Origin of the sequence: Propionibacterium acidifaciens DSM 21887 (assembly GCF_000426605.1) — a bacterium.
In the GTDB taxonomy this organism is placed as follows: domain Bacteria; phylum Actinomycetota; class Actinomycetes; order Propionibacteriales; family Propionibacteriaceae; genus Propionibacterium; species Propionibacterium acidifaciens.
Genome location: NZ_AUFR01000040.1, coordinates 1 through 18,537 on the forward strand (window position 1 = coordinate 1; position 18,537 = coordinate 18,537).

The window sequence follows — 18,537 nt, forward strand, 5'->3', positions numbered from 1 at the left end:
TCCGAACCAGCACATGATTGTCGGAACGCTTCTTCCACCTGATCAGGACGGCGGTTTCTTCCGGGGTGACCTCAACCTGCATGCTCCAATCATATCCGGAACAGCACAGGAAATCCACGAAAAATACGGTTTCGTTTCATGTCAGCCATAGCCCCAAAACACTAGCCCCAAACCATCCCGCGCACCTAAAGCTAGCCTCCGGGTTTCCAATGCCTCAGATAACTCTATATAAGAATGCGAGGAGTTAGTTTGTCTCCATATGTAATGTGCCTCATCTGCACTTGATCCGACACAGCCAATACCCGATAATAAGAACTGTCACCTATACAATAAACCGGATAGAATTTACAGAGCCACTTGATTACGGGTAGTCAATTGTTGTGACTTCTCGAGTCCGACTCGGAGCGACGAGGAGCAGAATCAACGCCGCCGTGGCAAACCCCGCAGCAGTAAGAGGTAGAAGACCTGGTCCGCCATGAGTAAGCACAGCACCCCCTGCCGCAGCCCCCATGGAGACGCCAAGATAGGTGCCAGAGGTATTGATAGCTAGCGCATGCCCTGAAACTGGACCAGCGAGTTGATGCAGCCGGGTTTGGATAGCAGGAGAGTTCCAGAAAGCCATACCACCCCATAGGGTCACCACCCCCAACACTGCCGGTAGAGGGGAGGGTCTGGTGATCCAGAATACCCAAAGAACAAGCATTGTACCCATAATTGTTCCGACACCGATTAGCAAAGTTGAGTCTGAACCTAGGCGATCCGTTGCGATTCCACCGAGCCAGATTCCCACAATACCTGCAATCCCGGAGAGGCTGAAGGCTATTGCTCGTTCCTCTACACCGACTTCCGCTGTTGAGACCAGATATGGAGAAAGGTAGGTTAACATCATCATTGAACCTGTCATGAGAAGACAGTTTGCTAACAAGCCGAGAGAAATCGGAGCCTTTCGCAGTACGCGGAGTTGTTCGACCAGCTGTGGCACCTTTTGGTTGCCCTCTGGCCGTGGCAAAGTAGTGCGTACGAGAAGGAGAGTTACGGTTCCAGCGAAAGCCATTGTTGCAAAGGTGGCACGCCAGCCGAGTACGCCACCGATCCACGTTCCGAGAGGAACTCCTGCCGCAATCGATCCTGTGACGCCAAGTGAGACCATGGCAGTATATCTACCGACTTGGTGGGCTGGCGCATGTTGGGTCGTAAACGCAAATAACGCTGGTGTTATAGTTGCTGCCGCCAGCGCAGCGATAGCGCGCAACGCCGTCAGTGCGACAAAAGAATTAGTGGTCGTAGCAGTGATGTTAGAGGCGATGAAGGCTAACAATGCGATCGTGAATAATTTGCGACGTGACATGTTCGCGAAGACGACAGCCGCAATCGGTGCAGCAAGAGCGAAAGTTAGAGAAAACACGGTGACTAATTGTCCAGCATGACCTTCTGTAACATGCAGTTCGACGGCAAGTTCAGGTAAAATTCCTGCAATCACGTAGTCGTCGGTGTAGAGAACGAAAATGGCAACGAGCAGCGTAAACACCCATGTTGGCATGCGCATCATCCATGCTCCGCATTGGTGAGCAACATACGTAGGTGAGCACGCAGAACCGTTCGGAGGCGTTCAACGCTCAAACCTCCGTGAGGAGTCACTGTGTCAAGAGTCAACCCGCCGATTACCGCGGCAAGTTGTGCTGAGGCTAGGTCAGCGTCAGGCACGCGCAGTGCTTCAAGTGCGTCGCGCAAGACCATAGCAAGGTCGGCAGCCATGCGCTTTGATATTTCACGGAACACCGTCTTTGTCCGGGATGCCATGACAAGTTCGACGACGACGATTGCCTCATCGCGCCGTGGCTTATCGACTGGCATGACCGTCTCAACCAGTGCTTGCAAAGCATTGAGTGCCGCCTCTCCCGTGAGCCCGTGTAACCCATCAACTGGATGACTGGCAAGGCGGCGACCCATACGGGAGCCCGCCTCCTCTGCAGCTGCTGTGAGCAGGTCGTGGCGACCGTTGAAGTAGTGTCGCACTGAGCCAATGTTCAGACTAGATTCGTCAGCAACCTTCCTCAGCGACACGTCATCAATCCCATCGGTTACCACGAGACGGAAAGCCGCCTCAATGACGTGTTGACGGCGCTGTTCTGGATCAATTCGAGCGGGCATAAGTTCACGTCCTCCTCTTGACGGTCTTGGATTCACCCCAAACAGGCTCAGTACTCTCATAGACCTCTCCGCTAGCTCCAAAGACCAAGAAATGGTCAAAATCGCGTGCGAACCAGCGATCATGGGTCACGGCAAACACGGTTCCTTCGAACGTGTTAAGTGCCTGTTGGAGGGACTCGGCAGAGACAAGATCAAGATTGTCGGTTGGCTCATCCAGTAAGAGCATTGTAGCCCCGCTGAGTTCTAGTAGAAGCACTTGGAATCGAGCTTGCTGCCCACCTGACAGCGAGTCAAACTGCTGCTCAGCGGACTCGGCTAGTTCATAACGAGCCATAGCCCGTGACGCATCTTCTCGCGATAATCCTTGACGATACTCATCACCCCGGTGTAAAATATCTAACAATGTGCGTCCTGCAAGGTCAGGCCTGCTTCGGTTTTGAGCAAACCACCCCGGACGCACCCTTGCTCCGAGTCGCGCAAAACCTGTGTGTTTTACGGGGTTGATACTTGAAACGACAACCGGTTCTTGTCCGGCCTCAGGGTTGGTCCCTCCGGCAGCGAGTAAGCGCAGAAAGTGCGACTTCCCTGAACCATTCGAGCCGAGCACTGCAACTCGATCACCGAAAATCGCTTCGAAATCGAAGGGATGTATGAGCCCCGTTAGCTCGAGCGCTTCGCAGATCAATACGCGTTTCCCAGTACGCCCGCCTCGCAACCGCATTTCTAAACGTTGCTTACGAGGCTGCTCTTGTGGGGGGCCAGCTTCCTCAAACCGAATCAATCGTGTTTGCGCCGCCCGGTACCTTGACGCCATCTTAGAATTGTAGGCAGCTTTCTGCTTGTACGTAAGCATGAGCGAGCGCAGCTTTGTGTGCTCTTCGTCCCAGCGACGACGCAGTTCATCCAACCTATCAAACCGCTTCTCTCTTGAACGGTGATAGGTATCGAACGCGCCTGGATGTGTCCAAGCAGTGTTGCCCGCTGCGTTTAGTTCTAGTGTCACGATCGAGGTCGCCGTTTGGGCCAGCAGTTCGCGATCATGACTCACATACAGGACGCCCTTGTTTGTTGCACGCAACTGTTCTTCAAGCCAAAGTTTACTTGGCACGTCCAAGGAGTTATCAGGTTCATCCAGCAGCAACAGGTCATCTTGGCCACGCAGCAGCGCCTCTAACGCGAGTCGTTTCTGTTCGCCGCCCGACAGTGTGGACAACAGGCGGTTACGACAACGTTCGAACGGCACACCGAGAGCGGCTACTGTGCAAACATCCCACAACACCTCGATGTCATAACCGCCAGCTTCACCCCAAGCTGTAACCGCCGAGGCGAACGCCATCTGTGACTGGAACGTACCCCGCTCATGCATCATGGCCTCAGCCCGCACAAGCCGTGCCGCTGCGTCACGAATCCCCCGTGGGGCAAACGAGAGCAAGAGATCATTCACGGTTTCTCCAGTAACGAACTGACGCATAAAACCCATGCTTCCAGCACGGGATATTCTGCCAGAATTTGGCGCAAGGTCGCCGGAAATAATCCGAAGAAGGGTGCTTTTCCCAGCCCCGTTCGCGCCAATCAGAGCGACTCGCTCACTCATACCCACAGCGAGCGACACATCCTGTAGCAAGAGGCGCCCGTCTGCAAGCGCATACGTCACAGACGCGAGATTCAAGTGTGCCATACAGATATGGTATCACATCTGTGATAGGTAACGCCCAGGTGGCCATCAAATGAGTACCACACATACGGATCCGACCGGCCCGACCTACACCACCTCCGCTTCGACGCCCACGTAAGGAAATCCAGAAGAACAAGAGAAAGAGCTTGTCTGTTCAGAGCTAGAACTTAAGTTATCAACTATGGAGGGTTATGCAAAACTCTTTGTTTTGATGGGGTTGTTGCTGTTCTTGTCGGAGTGTCAGAATACAAGGGAAGGCCTACCACAGAGATAATTGGGTTGCCAAATACTCGATAATCTCAGGACAGGCCCTCACGGGTAACATACAACAGGTTTCTCCGTGGCCGCAATGGCAGCTCTCCACCAGATCCCGACCCACAATTACCCTAGCACCCTGCAGGAAACCGGACGCCCGCCTGCAATGAGCTAGTCCGAAGAAATCAGGGCCACCTTCGTCTACCACCGCAGCAACCGCACCCAGACAGAACTCGCCGAATCCTTCGGCGTGTGCCAATCCTCCATCTCCCGGGTGATCAACCGGTGGACACCCCGCCTCGCCGAGGCCCTTAAAGATTTCATCCCCACCGTGGAAGACCTGGACCCCTCCCAGACCCCTCATCGTCGACGGCACCCTCGTCATCGTCGACGGCACCCTCGTGACCTGCTGGAACTGGAAGAACCAGCCCGGCCTGTACTCCGGAAAACACCACCACACCGGCCTCAACCTCCAAGTCGCCTGCGACCTGACCGGACGTCTGGCCCGGGTGTCTGACCCGGCCCCAGGCGCCACCTAGAACGCGAAGGTCATCCGACTCACCGGCCTGCTCGAACACTTCCCCAACACCCCACCAGTAGCCGACAGGGGCTACACCGGACTGGGCATGATCACCCCGGAACGAAAACCCGTGGGCAGTGAACTAACAGAAAACCAGAAACAGTACAACAAAACCATCAACAAGCTACGCGCCCCAGTCGAACGAGCAATCCCCCAGCCTCAAACCCTGACGAATACTCCATACCGGCTACCGCAGACCCTTGCACACCTTCCCAGAAACCGTCATAACAATCATCGCACTAGAATCCTACAAAAACAGTTTTGCATAGCCTTCTTAACATATAAGCTAAGCTGATTATAATGCGACAGTCAAACGATCCAGAATTTCAGGAAGAAATATTCTCGGACAATTCAGAAAAGGAGGAAGCGTCGCCGCATAACAACCAACATCAGATTCAACGATTTAGTTAGCTGCTAGCTTCACGTCGCGCATACTGTTCTTCAACATTACGTTTATTCTCAATCCACCAGTCGACGTTTTCTTTATACCATTGGATTGTATCCTTCAGGCCTGCCCTGAAATCAGAATACCGTGGCGACCAGTTCAATTCGCTTTTTGTCGACGTCGAGTCAAGTGCATACCTCCTGTCATGCCCTGGCCGGTCGATGACACAATCGAAGTAATCTTCAGGAAATTCCATTATTTCTAAAATGAGTCGTAAAACGTCTATATTACTCAATCCTAGTCCACTAGACAACAGGTATGATTTCCCTATCTGTCCAGAGGTAAGGATTTTCATAATCCCAAAGACATGATCGTAGACGTGAAGCCACTCGCGTACATTTCTACCGGTGCCGTAAAGTTTCGGACGTCTTGTCGTCAAAAGGTTTGTAATTTGGCGAGGAATGAATTTCTCAATATGTTGATAAGGACCATAATTGTTGACACAGATACTGGTTGTTGCTTGAACACCAAATGATCTCACCCAAGCGGACACTAGATGATCTGCGGCCGCCTTAGTCGCCGAATATGGACTAGATGGGCGGTAAGGACTGGCTAAAGTGAATGAGGTGTCAGTTTCTATTGGCAAATCACCGTAGACTTCATCCGTTGATACATGATGATAGCGGATGTGAAATCTACGTGCAGCTTCAATAAGCACAAACGTTCCTTCAACATTTGTTTTGAGAAACGGTCCTGCAGCATAAAGAGAACGATCATTGTGGGATTCAGCTGCAAAATTTACAATTGCATCTGCATTTTTTGCGATGGAGTCAACGAGCTCCTTATCACAAACGTCACCAACAACGAACCTGACGCGGTCACTAGGTAGTCCATCGAGGTTCAAAAGGTTTCCAGCATAGGTGAGTTTATCAATTACAATGACTGACCACTGTGTTATCTCAATCACCGTTCGAATAAAATTCGAACCGATAAATCCTGCTCCTCCTGCGACGACAACAGTCTGGGAGCGGTCAGATTGAATGATTTTCGTCATACAAAATCATCCTTCCGAGATTATTACACGTTGAATCGAAGTTAATAGTACACACAACAGCGCGACTGTTCAGATGTCTGATAATTATTTATTTGACATTAATGATTCCCGCCTCGCTATGGATGCGTCAAGCAGCCGATCTGGTGTTCCAACATCAAACCAGAGAACGTCATCTGGAAGGGCGATGGCTCGCAGTTGATTTTGACCAAGATAAGATTCAAGAAGATCAGACATCTCGAGTTCACCTCGTGCACTATAGGTCAACTTGTCTATCCGGGAGAAAAGCGAAACGTCAAAGATATAAAGTCCTGTACAGACGAATGATGATGGCGGAGAGTTCGGCTTCTCAACAATTGCAGTGACGTTGTCTTTGGCGTCGATAGCGACGACCCCAAAGTCCTGCGGATGTGAATGTTCTTTGATGACGACCCAAGCAAGGGCTTGTTCCGGTTTTGCACGTCGTTCTATGCCGATAACTTGATCCAAGCCTGTCACGTACACACCGTCACCAACCGAGACGATATATTGGTCAAAACTTTCGCCGCCAAAGGCGGACCTAGCAGTGTAAACGGCACTAGCTAGACCGTCCGGTTTCGGCTGGACCGCCGTAGAAATCTGGAGATCCCAGAAACCTAGCCAGTCGCTAGCATCGGCATATGAAGCTTGATCTCGCTCATTGCATACGATTACAGCTTGGTCTACGTCAAGCACGCGCATAACTTCGAGTGGGTAACTGATGACTGGCTTATCGTAAACAGGGAGAAGGTGTTTATTAACCTTGTCAGTGATGGGGCTCATGCGGCTCCCGGATCCTCCAGCAAGAATGATTCCTGCTCTGCGCGTCATATTGCGCCACCTTCCTCAAAATAATTCGATCGGTTCAGCTTAATTTCCTTCTGTAATTAGGCTACGAATGCGACAGCCCATGTAATGCATGTCTTCTTCACTGAGCCCTGGATAAACACCAACCCAGAGTGCATCCCGAGCAATTCTGTTTGCTACAGGAAGATCACCAATTATGCGCATCTGACGTCCTCGAAACATGGGTTGCGCTGTGATATTGCCAGCGAACACGACCCGACTACCGATCCCAGACTGCTCAAGCGCTATCTGTAATTGACGTCGACTTAGCTTAGAGTGATTAGTGAGCATAAAGGTAAAACCGAACCATGAGGGACGCGTTCCCTCGGCATTCGTGAACAAAATAACACCTCGGCAATCATGCAGATATGAATAGAGTATTTCCCAGTTGCGATTTCGCCTTTCTGTAAAAGTGTCGACCTTTTGTAGCTGTGACATTAAGACTCGCGCTTGGAGATCAGACATCTTCAGGTTGAAACCAACGCGCGTGAAGACGTACTTATGATCGAACCCATCAGGAAGTCCAGGTAACCGCCAGTCGAATCGACTCATGCAGCGATTATCTTCGCCCGGCGAACACCAACAATCTCGACCCCAATCACGGAGGGAACGGACGATCGTTGCAGTCTGAACTGATTGAGCACTAACGCACCCGCCTTCCCCACTAGTGATGTGATGAGCAGGATAAAAACTTAAGGTTGATAAGTGCCCAAATGAACCTGCTGGTCGTTCAGCAACTGTAGCCCCTAGTGAATCGCAATTATCTTCAATGAACCATAAGTTATTTAAATCTGCAAACTCTCTAACGTGATCTGCTCTGAACGGACTACCCAAAGTATGTGCTGACATTATTGCTTGTGTTCGTGAACTCACTGCTTCTTCCAGAGCATCTAGGTTTAGGTTTCCTATCTGAGGCTCCACGTCTACAACGACTGGGACGCAACCATACTGCAGGATCGGGGCAACGGTGGTAGGAAACTCCACTGCGCTCGTTATGACTTCAGCACCCTTCTTAATATGGTTATCCAGCGATGGGTCACACAACGTGGCGAATGCCAGAAGATTAGCCGATGATCCTGAGTTACAGGCAATTGACGAGCGCATCTTAATTTTTTCTGAAAGACCACGCTCAAATTCTACGACAGATCGACCGCCGGTGAGTTCAAGATCAAGAGCCGCCATTACCGCTTCTGTTCGATCACGGTCATCGAAACATGCCCCCGCTGGCATCTTGAATTCGGGTCTGCGATGACGTGTTGCTCTGTCTTTGGTTAAATCATGATACTCAGCTGTAAGGTGTCGAATCTGCGATTGAATTTCAGCAATCCGACTGTACTCAAAATTGTTAACGTGTGTCATATCAGCCAATCTCCATTTCGAATTGAGTGTGTGGGATTCCAGCCGGTGTGAGACTTAAGTTGGCGCGAGGAAACAAGTTCGTACTGTGATGTTTTAGTAGGACAGTCATATTTGAATGGGAACTTGACAAACGTAAGTACTTGATTAGCCAGGTCACATACACGTAGGGCTTCGTCACCGCCACAGTTAAGTACCGTGGGAAGTCTGACTGTCCCGTCAGTCAGAAGACAACGAGTCACAGCTAGCACAGCAGATACAAAATCCTGAATATGGATTGGATTTCGCTTCATAGCAAGTATTGAGGGAGAAACTGGAAACAAATCCTTATTGAATAAGGCGGTATTCCTTACTTTTCCAAGCAGACTCTGATGGCTTATAGATGGAGACAAGATTAGCGATGAACGGAGAGAAAATGCGCCATGACTAGCTTCGGCTTTAATCCAATGCCAAGAACGAATCTTCGCTTCGGCGTACTCAGATTTTGGATACAAATCATCATTTTCAGCTAATAACGTGGGGGTCGAACGCGCACCATACTCAACAGCTGACCCGATATGCAGGATCGGACAATGCGAACTGCGAGCATGTAAAATCGCTGTGCGAGCGGATGACATGAGAGCTTGTCTAACAACCGTTATATCACCCCAGATGCGTCCACCAGCATTGATGACGAGGTCGTAATTTGCTCGTGTATCTGCTCGCACTCATTCGATGAGATACCCTCCACGCAGTACTGCTTCCGCGCTGCTTCATAAATGGAACTGCCGGCGAATCCTCGATGGCCCACGATAAGGAGCTTACTCATAAGCTACAAATCCTTCCCGGATGATGCGCTCCATGATGCCTATTCGCCTACGAATTCGAGGAGCGCCGACAACTCCAATACGGTGACTCCTAATTTCGTTCAGCGCATTGTCCAGACACAGTTGAGTTGCGTTGCAAGGTGAGAATTCTAATTCAGTGGGATCACTATTATTATTGACGCGTGTAGTCGTCAGTGTTGTTGCTTGGTCCACGGGAGGCGAAAAAGCGCGTTTCAAGTTCATCTGGAATGATTTTCCAATCACAGTGAAGGTATTTTGGTATATTTCACCAATAGCCCAATGGGCTTCACCACTTGGTTCTCCACCCGTGCGAATGTATCCCGAATGGCTATCGGCGTCGATTATCCCAGATGACGATTCGAGTTGACTTTGTTTGATACCAGCTTGAAGAAAACTATCTATGATATAAGTTCCCAGGTCAGCAGCGATACCACCGTGTTCAGGGCGATAACGAAAATCATCAGCTGATCGATGGGGTATGGTGAATACCGCACGTAGATGAACATTTTCTTGCTGATAATACATATTGAACTCGCTTAGCATGTGACGCCACCGGGGGTGGAAGGAATAGCTTAAGCATTCAGCCACAATGAGATTGTGCCGCTGGGCGATAGCTTCAATCTTCATCAGCTCTTTAACACCTAGGCAAATCGGTTTCTCGACGAGTACGTGCTTGCCATGATCGAGAGCGGCGACACAGTCCTGATAATGATTCCCTGTGGCGCTTGAGACATAGACGATGTGGATTTTTTTATTCTCCAATACTTCTTTTTTCGTCGTCGTTATAAAATCTGTATCAATTGAAGTTGCTGAATGGTCTGTGCCAACGAGGAGGGGCTCTCTTGGTGTCCCATTTATATTACGAAGCAACGACGCCGTGCGGCGAACTAAATATTCCGAATATCCAATCGCGCCAATCATTTGTAATTACTTTCTTGAGATAAGATAAACGCAGCTAACATGGCAATACATGTTCGGGCTTCGACACTTACACAGTCACCCCTAGCAATAAGTTCATGAACGACATCCAAATGAATCCAGTGCCAATGCCCCGGAACAAACGTATGATGATTTCTTTCCACGAAAATTAGCCTGTAGCGCGTCTGGGCATGGTAAAAACGTCCGCCTTCCTCAGCATGTTGGACTGTGACAACATGCTGGCCAGCGCTTTTCAGTCCACCCAGGTACTCCTCTGAAGAACCATGTACGCCTTCAGGAGGGTCATAATGGTTCTGGATAGTGGCTTCAAGAGTCCACCCTCGAGTAGAACCAAGTCGACATCGAGGAACAAGCGCAACTTCCCAACTGCGTCCAGATTCATCTCGGCGAGCAATGAGTGTGCAGCATGCTACCGCACTCGGGGAAAGGAATGGTTGATCCCATTCAGGAACTTCGCGTGTGGCCATATGGATGCGGCGTCCAATGATGCGCGCGGAAGGACAGTGGTAGCTTTCCAATGACGAATTCAAAGTCCACCCAGGTAGATCTAAGAGAGAGCGTTGCCTGATAATAACAGGGTCACCCAATCGCGAACGAATGGCATCGGCCGATAATCGAGCCCGTTCCGGTGCATGAAAGCAACCGATGGTATTTTCGATGGCGACCATTGATAAGATGGATCGCAAATCCATATTAATTAAATTATCGATGAGTAATCCGGCTATCAACGTATGCAACGGAACCCAAAACGAATTTGGGATCTCGTAATTGATCTTTTCAGCGAGATGCGTCGAGACAGTGATGACACGATTTCTGTTAACTTTACCGAGAAACCATGCTTCTTGCTCTCGCTGAAGAGCATCGGCAATAATTGGCATCTGGTTTGAAAACACGATCGCATGACCTGGTACGACGTATCCTCCATGGACCCTTTCATAATTGCTTTTAGTTGCCTGGAAACTCGGCGCTACTTCTATTCCCTGCGGCGTGCCGGGTTCGTATTTAAATACGATTAGTCCGTGAAGTTCGTCATCAGTCCTAGTCAGAAAAAGGCAGAGCATGCCGATTTCGGGCTGATATACCATTGGATGCCGGCGCGGGCCTGTCGTAACTGGGCTGGTCATAGCTTCGGCGCCCATGATCTGAAAAAAACGCCCAGTCTCATGTTCAATTGCGCCTTTAGCAGATAGGTGCCATTTTCGGAGTTGCCGCAGGTCGATTAATGTTGTTGATGTTGGAATTATTTCACGCTGATGATTACATATGGTCTTCAGTTCACTGATTGTTTTGATGAATTTCATTTGATCACATCGCCTTACAGATTTCCTGACGTACGTATTGAGCAACCTGCTCTGCGCCACGGTCACCCGTACGGGAGGCGAAATTTCGTCGAATTATACTAGGTATAGCCAACGCGTCGTCTATGGCCTGCAAAACCTCATCGTAGAGAATATTATTATCCCAGGCTAATCCAGCAGTGAAGGAATTAAGCACGGCATAGCAATATGCGTTTGCTACTGATTCGCCCTCGGCTCGTAGGTATTCAAGGTAATCATGATCAATGACACCTTCAGGCCATGACACTGAAGCTATCTCTCCCTGTATCCTGTTAAACCCTGTTGTCTGAACGAACCCAGCCACATTCTGAGGTGGCAGACGGACGAAGGGGCGCCCGGATGCGCTCACCTCGAGAAGTGTCATAAGCCCAGGTTGGCCAAGAACAAGCGCTGCCTTATCAACAAGTGCGCCAAACTCGGTCGTGGTGACATAGCCTGCCCAACAAGCAATCTTGTTAGCAGCGCAGATCTTACTGACAGAATTTGTTGCTGTCGGTGACAAATTACCGATAATCTTGAGTTTATGATACCCGCGGAACCGAATTGCTTGAACAACGGAGGATGTGATGGCTCGCACATATCCGTCCCTATCTTTTTGTTGAGGACTAAGAAGTCCACCGAGAATGAGTAGCGCGTATTCCTCCCGCTGTTCTTTACCCGAAGACTCCATCCGTTGGCATCTTTTAGGATCGATGATTGCCTCGATGGGGATGGCATGGGATGGTACTATCGGAGATATTCGATCCATACCAGCGATGTCTTGGTAAAGATATCGATCAACATCTTTTGGCACCCATTTTCGCTGCTCTTTTCCCCACAAAAATGGGAGAAGGTCCACGAATACGCTCCGAATGCCCATGGCAGCAGCAACTTTAGCTGATTCAGCATCTAGAACTGACAGATGTAGATGCGGACGATTTCCTCCCGCAACTAGGTCACTGAGTGAAGTCGTGGTAACAGCCGTGACCTCTGGTTTAAGGATATTTCTTCCGAGTTCGGAACCTACAATTCCTATTTTAGTGTCACTCCACCTGCTAAGATATGCCGTTATGATAGAGCCAAGCGCTCCACTACCACCCCATCCAAAATCGACGCTGGAAACCGTGATAAAGTAGTCAACGGCATGCGGGGAAACTTCATGTGTCTGCATCACAGCGCTCTCCGTGTAGATATTTTTCAATCTGGTTGAAGAGTATTGGAATTGGTAATTTCGAATCCTCAAGGTCTGCCGGGATATAGTTGACCTTGGAAACTCTGTGGAGCCCAGAGATCATCGTTGAAGCGGAAACACGTTTGCCAACAACGATAATCGGGATACCTAAAGCAGATGCCCAACCCAACTCGATGCAGACCCCTAAGGACGGTCTTGCGCCAAGCACTGCAACAACAACATCACTAAATGAGAGTTCGTGGTAATCAATTGAAACATACTCTTCAGGCTTCAAGGGAGCATTGCCCCAGTTTTCATTTCGCTGAGATGCAAAAACTGAATGACCAGATTCTTCGATACTTTTGTGCAATTGACTCAAGCGTTCACGATATTGTTTCATGAAAAAGCCTTGAGAATTAATCATGGAACTGAATGGTGCAGCAACGAATACTTTCACGACCCCTCCTTTTTGGATGCTTCGATGAATCCTTGCCCCGTTAAAACCCATTCAGATTTACCTGATGCATAATTGAAATAAATGATTCGATCGATATTAAACTCCGATATATTAAGTAGAGTTCGATATTCCTTTACTGATCCGATGTAAACCGGAGTCGATATCAGTTCTCCATTGATCGATTTAGTTACAGTGAATGTTGCGCGAGGTTGATGTACCAAATCTCTGAGGATATTAATCCCAGCGTTCCACGTCCCATATGCGCGCACATTCCAACGATTATTAAAATCGAGTAGTAATATGCCGTCATCATCCATCAATTGATGAAGAATCGTAAGCTGGTTGAGTCGAGCAGTCTGAGGATGGATATGACCAAGTACATTGCCTAATAGAGTGATGAATTGGAAGGATTCATTAGCTACAAAAGGAGGATCCTCCTCCAAAGTCCACCGCACCACCCGTCTTGAGGGCAGATGTTGTCTTGCAGTCTTGACCATGCCAAGACTGCTGTCACAAAGAGTAATAGAGCGCGGTGGACGGTGTAATGAATCCACAATTGAGGCTGCGCGGAGTCCGTCACCTGTCCCCACGTCAAGCCAACTACGAGCGCCATCGATGTGGCTTGCTACAACTCGATCAATAGCGGCCAAGTAGTGTTTACTGACTCCATGGAGGGAACTGTAATTATTACTGAGCTGATCGTAAAATTCTTCAGACCTCAAGAAGCCCCTACCTCTTCCTGCATCGATTCGGCGTAAACGGATAATTCCGAGGCTTCAGTTCTGCCCCACTCGGCTGCCTCTGCGAGAACACCACGCACAACCTCATCCCCATATTCAGTTCGGAGCGTTCGAATAGCTTGTCCCTCAGTCACCGACCAAGTCTTGTTGTTAAAGACTTCACTGCGGGTATACCACCACCGATCTGCTGGATTACCAAGTCCGTCTAGATCAGGTGGCTTGGTAACAGATATCTCTTGAGTCCGTTGTCGGCTTGTACGTGTGATATCACGAAAGGCATCCCATAAATTCTTTGTTAACTGGGACCATGGTTTAAACTTGAGACTACGAGTTGACCGTGCAAGGCTTCGATAAACCTCCACGTATCCCTCTACCAGATATCTAGTCTCAAAGGATTTAGCATGCTTGAGCCCGTGAGTAATCAAAGAATTGCGCAACGTATCGTCACTGAGACAGCGCCAGATTGCTGAAGCTAGTGGGACTGCATTTGTGTCACAGATATAGTAGGCACCTTTTTCGCCGCCAAGATACTCTGAGATTCCGCCAACCCGCGTTGCTAATACAGGCGTTCCTGCTGCCTGAGCTTCGACGTTGACTAACCCACCACCTTCAGCCTTCGAGACAACCGTCGCGAGGGTTGCACCCTTCATGAGGCTCGCTGCGCACTGTATATCGACTTCTCCGAAAAACTGCACTCGCTCCTCTAGGCCGAGCTCACGAGTCAGACGCTGTAGCTTGCCAGCCTGTTGGCCGTCTCCAGCAATAAGTAGGTCAACGTCTTTGTCATTTAGTGGAGGTTCTGCAAAGGCGCGAATTACATGATCGACTTGTTTCGATGCTTCAAGCCGCCTCAAGGAAAGAACATAAGGACGAGGCCAGGGTGTAGGCAATGCTTCTGAAAATAGTTGAGTATCGATACCAACACGCATGACAGAAACGTTATCTAGCTCTGGGAATTCTAATCGAACGAGACGTGTTAAAGCGATTGAGGCAGCGTTAACTTGATCGGCCTGAAGCATCGCGTTGCGAATCAGATGTCTACCACTTGTCCAGACTTTCCCTGGTTCTGGGTCGTCTGGATCTGGGATGTCCCATCCGCCTACTGTCATAACTACGGAATTTTTAGCAAGCGTGCTGCGAGTAACGCAAAGAAGGGAAGCGGGCGACGCAACCCGATCACATGAATTGCATCAGGCTTTACTTCCTGAACAACCTGACTGACAGCATGGGCCATCCGATTAAGTTCTGATGGCAAGATCGCTGAATCAACGCGGTGAACAATAGCCCCATTAATCGTTTGTTGATCTGGAAGGTCCTGAGGCCAGCGTTTGGTTAAGACATGAATTTCGTGCCCACGTGAAATCATATAAGGTGTCGCTTGATCGATAGGATCTTGGCATCCACCTGTCAAAGGTAAATAAATACTGAAGACATACAATATCTTCATCAGTTTATAGCTCCAATCAGATGGTCCACGATGTAATCAACATCGTCATCACATAGCGTGTCATGAACGGGCAGGCTGATCACTTCTTGTGAAAACCTACGTGCTTCGGGAACGTTGCCTTGTAAACCAACCCTAAATGAGTCAAGGGATTTGAAGTAGACGTCGGTCTGCACTCCGACACCCGCTAAGTGACGACGTGCTTGATCACGCAGGTTTGCCGCCACGCGTACTGAAAATGCAAACGCCCCTGTTTTATCGGTTGATCGGATAGGAACAACTGGCCGGACATTGGTCGATGAAAAAGCTTGAACATACCGAGTGATGATTTCTCGGCGCCTCTCAATCCGTTCACTTAACGAGGACAACTGACTACGACCAAGAACAGCTGCTATATCATTCATATTATACTTGAAACCAATTTCTTCAATTTCATAAGGTGAAGACCAGTTCGCCTGCGACGAGTCGATGCCCAGCCGTCTCAGTAACCGTGCCCGATCCGCCATTTCACTGGTAGGAAAGCTAACGCAACCACCCTCACCCACAGGAATCATTTTCGTGGCATGGAATGAATAAGCTCGAACATTGTCGTAATCCCGCAGATATCGCATCTGATGGACCGTCCCAATAGCATGTGCACAATCTTCAATGACCGTAAGCTGACGATCAGCAGCGATCATGTTTATTTCGGCTATTTCACATGGTATTCCAGAGTAATGGACAGGGATCACAGCTTTTACGTCGCTATGCTCTTGGAGAAGCTGTCGGACATGCTCAACGTTGATGTTCCCTGTATTAACATCGATATCTGCCAAGAGAACTCGACAACCATGCTGAACCACTACGGCTGCGGTCGAAATAAAAGTGTTTGCAGGCACGATAACAGAAGTACCTGGTTGGACTCCGCTGACATGAAGGGCTAGGCGAAGAGCTGAGGTTCCACTGTTCACTCCAACAATGTGACCACCGACTTCCGGAAGTTTAGAGAGTTCATTTTCAAATAGTGCTGTTTCTGGACCAAGACCGATCCATCCCTGTTCGAAGATTTTCTGTAAATGAGGTAAAGTTTCAGCTGCAACCCGCGGCTGATACATCTTGATTCTTCGCATTGGTATCACTCAAGCTCAGTGTACTTTTTCGCTGTTCCGCGCGCTTTCTCTAAAGGGTATTTTTCTTTGATTCGCGCTAGCTTTAAAAATGCTGTTTCGAGAAGATTGATATCTATGTGCCAAGATAGCCGAAGAAGATAATTATAAATATCAACAATTTCTGCTCCGATGCGGCCCCTATCTAGGTCACGCGTGAATGTCCGCGATTTCCATTGAAGCTCTTCAGCAAGTTCCCCGACTTCTGCCATCAAAGAGACCAGCAGTTCCTGTGGCGTCTCAAACGCATCCCACTGCCGTGCTGTGATTACCTCGCGCAGTGCTCTGTGATAGTTGGTCCAATTTTGTGGCTCCATAAAGGTACTTACTCCCTCAATAGCAACGTTGTCACTAGTGGGGGATGTGCTCCATTGAGCAGCTACTTCATGTTCGTTGTGAAGCCCTGGAATGAGCGCATCAAGTCGCCATCGGTGCTTTTGGAAAATGCGTGTGTTAATTAATTCTGCGGGTACGTGTACGTACACCCGCCCTACTGTTTCCCGAAACTCATCAACCTTGGTAAGCTCAGTTAGGAGATAGCTGAGCGCATCTTCATTAGCCCAGACGATAGTGGAAAGTTTGGTCGATCCACCTTTCTTCTTGCTTAAGATGAACCCGCCAAGACTCTGACCGTTTGGTGAAACCGAGATATAGGCAGTTTTCGTTTTACGATTAATTGGATCTGTCTCAGTACGGAGTGGACTATAAGTCACTGTTGTCACCGTAGGCAGAGGCTGATTCACGTGCATGGACTCAGAGATTTCCGTGAACTGGCGCCATTGCTTTGGCTCCGATACGCGAACAAGTTCATATGAGGCCGCGTTGTTTAAATGATGATGAGAACTTGTACGCTGTAACAGTAGCTCAGTCTTTCCACGACGGTATTGATCATGGATTTCTCCAACCTTCACAAATCCTTGCCGAATGAAGAATGTACAGGCCTCTATGTTATCTTGACTGACTGTGCAATATAGCATTCTGACATTATTGGGTGCCGTGTTCAGCAAGGCTTCTCCAACGCCTTTACGACGAGCTGAGGGGTCGACGATGAGTGGGCTCACCTTCGCTGTGCCATGCCGCTTGATAGCAAGATTAATGTAGCCGATTGGATGTCCTCCGGGCGTATGGCGAGCAACATATCCGACTTGAGCTAGCGAGTTGAAACCATTGGTGTCATATCCATCTGCATGATATGCCTCAATTAGGCGAGAAAGGTGCGCATCATGGTCTCCATCATAGTGTGGCGCCAGTGCTCTTGAGAACAGTCCTCGAAGCGCTTCGATGTCGCTCTCTTTGGGCTGTTCGATGATGACGTCATCATTCATTACTTGGCCACCTTCCAGCGCTGACTAGTGGTGCGGTAACAGTGTCAACTCAAACTGTTCTGTGCATCCTAGTGCGTGCTCAAGATTAATTATCACGGGTGTGATATATAACACGAGTGTGACACACTTGGTCTCTGAAGTCAAGAGCAGCGGCCTGAGAGGTCTAAGGTCACGGGGTGCGAGACCGTCGACCCCGCGCTGGCCGTAACTGGGTCCAAGAGGCAACGAGTGACTGTGGACGTGGATGCCGTCGAGCGAGGTCTTCGTTGGCGTAGGCGTAGGCAAAGCCGAGCGCTGTGTCACTGCCGCCACATGTGACGGCAAGGACGTCTTTGACAGACCCCTGCCCTACATGAAGACTTGACTAGTTCGATTCCTTGAGAGCGCGGAAGGGTACTCTGCTAGTGATGGATCTGCCCCAACCATCGTCCCCTGACCTGACTCGTGTCATTTTAGTGTGGGGCCAGGTGAGGCCGAGGGTGTCGAGGATGTCTTGGGCTGCTGGTGTGATCCGATCGTGGGCGTGCAGGGTTCACCCGGCGATGTTGACGTTCATCTCGTGGATCGGTTCGAGTGTCTCGATGACTTCGGCGACGGATTCCCCCGTGATTGTTTGCAGGCGGTGAGAGACGGCGAGTGCGGCCATCACGATGGTGAGGCGGGCTTCGATCTCCTCGTGGGTGCGATGGAGGATCGGGCGGGCTTTCAGATCGCTCTTGCCCATCCTGAATGATTTCTCGACTCGCCAGAGCCCGTGATAGTCGCCGACAACTTCCGCAGCGGAGATCCGAGTGGCGGGCATGTTCGTGACGTAGTCTTTCAACCCGACCAGTCGACGAGCCCGATCGAGGGCCTT

General features: G+C 49.6%; 17 protein-coding genes and 2 pseudogenes. 2 read left to right on the plus strand and 17 right to left on the minus strand.

The window, feature by feature from the left end:
• Window positions 1-361 precede the first annotated feature (361 nt).
• From K336_RS16195 to K336_RS16200, 3 genes are read right to left on the minus strand one after another with little or no spacing between them, the layout of a single operon-like run.
• Window positions 362-1,540 carry an MFS transporter gene (locus tag K336_RS16195; RefSeq protein WP_043150955.1) on the minus strand — a complete coding sequence of 393 codons (1,179 nt, stop codon included), beginning with the start codon at window positions 1,538-1,540 and terminating at the stop codon, window positions 362-364.
• Window positions 1,541-1,545: 5 nt separating this feature from the next.
• Window positions 1,546-2,151, minus strand: coding sequence for a TetR/AcrR family transcriptional regulator (locus K336_RS17180; protein WP_051245733.1), 606 nt, complete (start codon window positions 2,149-2,151; stop codon window positions 1,546-1,548).
• Window positions 2,152-2,155: 4 nt separating this feature from the next.
• Window positions 2,156-3,829: an ATP-binding cassette domain-containing protein gene (locus K336_RS16200; RefSeq protein WP_043150948.1), complete on the minus strand. Its 1,674-nt coding sequence runs from the start codon at window positions 3,827-3,829 to the stop codon at window positions 2,156-2,158.
• Window positions 3,830-4,265: 436 nt separating this feature from the next.
• Between K336_RS16200 and K336_RS20220 the strand changes: the two genes are divergently transcribed.
• Both K336_RS20220 and K336_RS19415 read left to right on the plus strand, forming a co-directional pair.
• Window positions 4,266-4,598, plus strand: a complete 333-nt coding sequence (locus K336_RS20220) for a helix-turn-helix domain-containing protein (protein WP_411431126.1) — start codon at window positions 4,266-4,268, stop codon at window positions 4,596-4,598.
• Window positions 4,480-4,956: pseudogene (locus K336_RS19415) on the plus strand (transposase family protein); the annotation flags it as partial. The gene K336_RS20220 and the pseudogene K336_RS19415, both read left to right, overlap by 119 nt.
• A gap of 112 nt (window positions 4,957-5,068) precedes the next feature.
• Here the strand turns inward: K336_RS19415 and rfbB are convergent.
• The 14 genes and pseudogenes from rfbB to K336_RS18710 form a co-directional block, all read right to left on the minus strand.
• Window positions 5,069-6,100, minus strand: coding sequence for a dTDP-glucose 4,6-dehydratase (gene rfbB, locus K336_RS16205; protein ID WP_043150957.1), 1,032 nt, complete (start codon window positions 6,098-6,100; stop codon window positions 5,069-5,071).
• A gap of 84 nt (window positions 6,101-6,184) precedes the next feature.
• Window positions 6,185-6,946, minus strand: coding sequence for a sugar phosphate nucleotidyltransferase (locus K336_RS17900; RefSeq protein ID WP_081660794.1), 762 nt, complete (start codon window positions 6,944-6,946; stop codon window positions 6,185-6,187).
• A gap of 39 nt (window positions 6,947-6,985) precedes the next feature.
• The gene (gene rfbH, locus K336_RS17905; protein WP_081660798.1) at window positions 6,986-8,320 is read right to left on the minus strand and encodes a lipopolysaccharide biosynthesis protein RfbH; all 1,335 of its coding nucleotides are present in this window, start codon (window positions 8,318-8,320) and stop codon (window positions 6,986-6,988) included.
• Entirely contained in the window at window positions 8,317-8,934 is a 618-nt protein-coding gene (locus K336_RS20225; protein ID WP_411431125.1) for an NAD-dependent epimerase/dehydratase family protein, read from the minus strand. The genes rfbH and K336_RS20225 overlap by 4 nt, the downstream gene beginning before the upstream one ends.
• A 183-nt stretch (window positions 8,935-9,117) precedes the next feature.
• Window positions 9,118-10,065: a Gfo/Idh/MocA family protein gene (locus K336_RS17910; protein WP_081660795.1), complete on the minus strand. Its 948-nt coding sequence runs from the start codon at window positions 10,063-10,065 to the stop codon at window positions 9,118-9,120.
• Window positions 10,062-11,384 carry an NDP-hexose 2,3-dehydratase family protein gene (locus K336_RS18695; protein WP_155945081.1) on the minus strand — a complete coding sequence of 441 codons (1,323 nt, stop codon included), beginning with the start codon at window positions 11,382-11,384 and terminating at the stop codon, window positions 10,062-10,064. The genes K336_RS17910 and K336_RS18695 overlap by 4 nt, the downstream gene beginning before the upstream one ends.
• Before the next feature lie 4 nt (window positions 11,385-11,388).
• Window positions 11,389-12,573 (minus strand): hypothetical protein, encoded by a 1,185-nt coding sequence (locus tag K336_RS18700; RefSeq protein ID WP_155945082.1) that lies wholly within the window; start codon window positions 12,571-12,573, stop codon window positions 11,389-11,391.
• Window positions 12,557-13,027: a nucleoside 2-deoxyribosyltransferase gene (locus K336_RS17920; protein ID WP_162142609.1), complete on the minus strand. Its 471-nt coding sequence runs from the start codon at window positions 13,025-13,027 to the stop codon at window positions 12,557-12,559. Before K336_RS17920 ends, K336_RS18700 begins: the two co-directional genes overlap by 17 nt.
• A complete protein-coding gene (locus tag K336_RS18705; protein WP_162142610.1) occupies window positions 13,024-13,677 on the minus strand; it encodes a class I SAM-dependent methyltransferase in 654 nt (217 codons plus the stop codon). The genes K336_RS17920 and K336_RS18705 overlap by 4 nt, the downstream gene beginning before the upstream one ends.
• Before the next feature lie 68 nt (window positions 13,678-13,745).
• Complete coding sequence (locus tag K336_RS17925; RefSeq protein ID WP_081660800.1) at window positions 13,746-14,876, minus strand: glycosyltransferase; 1,131 nt, start codon at window positions 14,874-14,876, stop codon at window positions 13,746-13,748.
• Window positions 14,877-14,878: 2 nt separating this feature from the next.
• Entirely contained in the window at window positions 14,879-15,214 is a 336-nt protein-coding gene (locus K336_RS17930; RefSeq protein WP_081660797.1) for a glycosyltransferase, read from the minus strand.
• Complete coding sequence (locus K336_RS17935; protein ID WP_081660801.1) at window positions 15,214-16,320, minus strand: DegT/DnrJ/EryC1/StrS family aminotransferase; 1,107 nt, start codon at window positions 16,318-16,320, stop codon at window positions 15,214-15,216. Before K336_RS17935 ends, K336_RS17930 begins: the two co-directional genes overlap by 1 nt.
• A 5-nt stretch (window positions 16,321-16,325) precedes the next feature.
• Complete coding sequence (locus K336_RS17940; protein WP_081660802.1) at window positions 16,326-17,681, minus strand: GNAT family N-acetyltransferase; 1,356 nt, start codon at window positions 17,679-17,681, stop codon at window positions 16,326-16,328.
• A 532-nt stretch (window positions 17,682-18,213) separates the two neighbouring features.
• Window positions 18,214-18,537, minus strand: a pseudogene (locus tag K336_RS18710) (IS1634 family transposase); the annotation flags it as partial.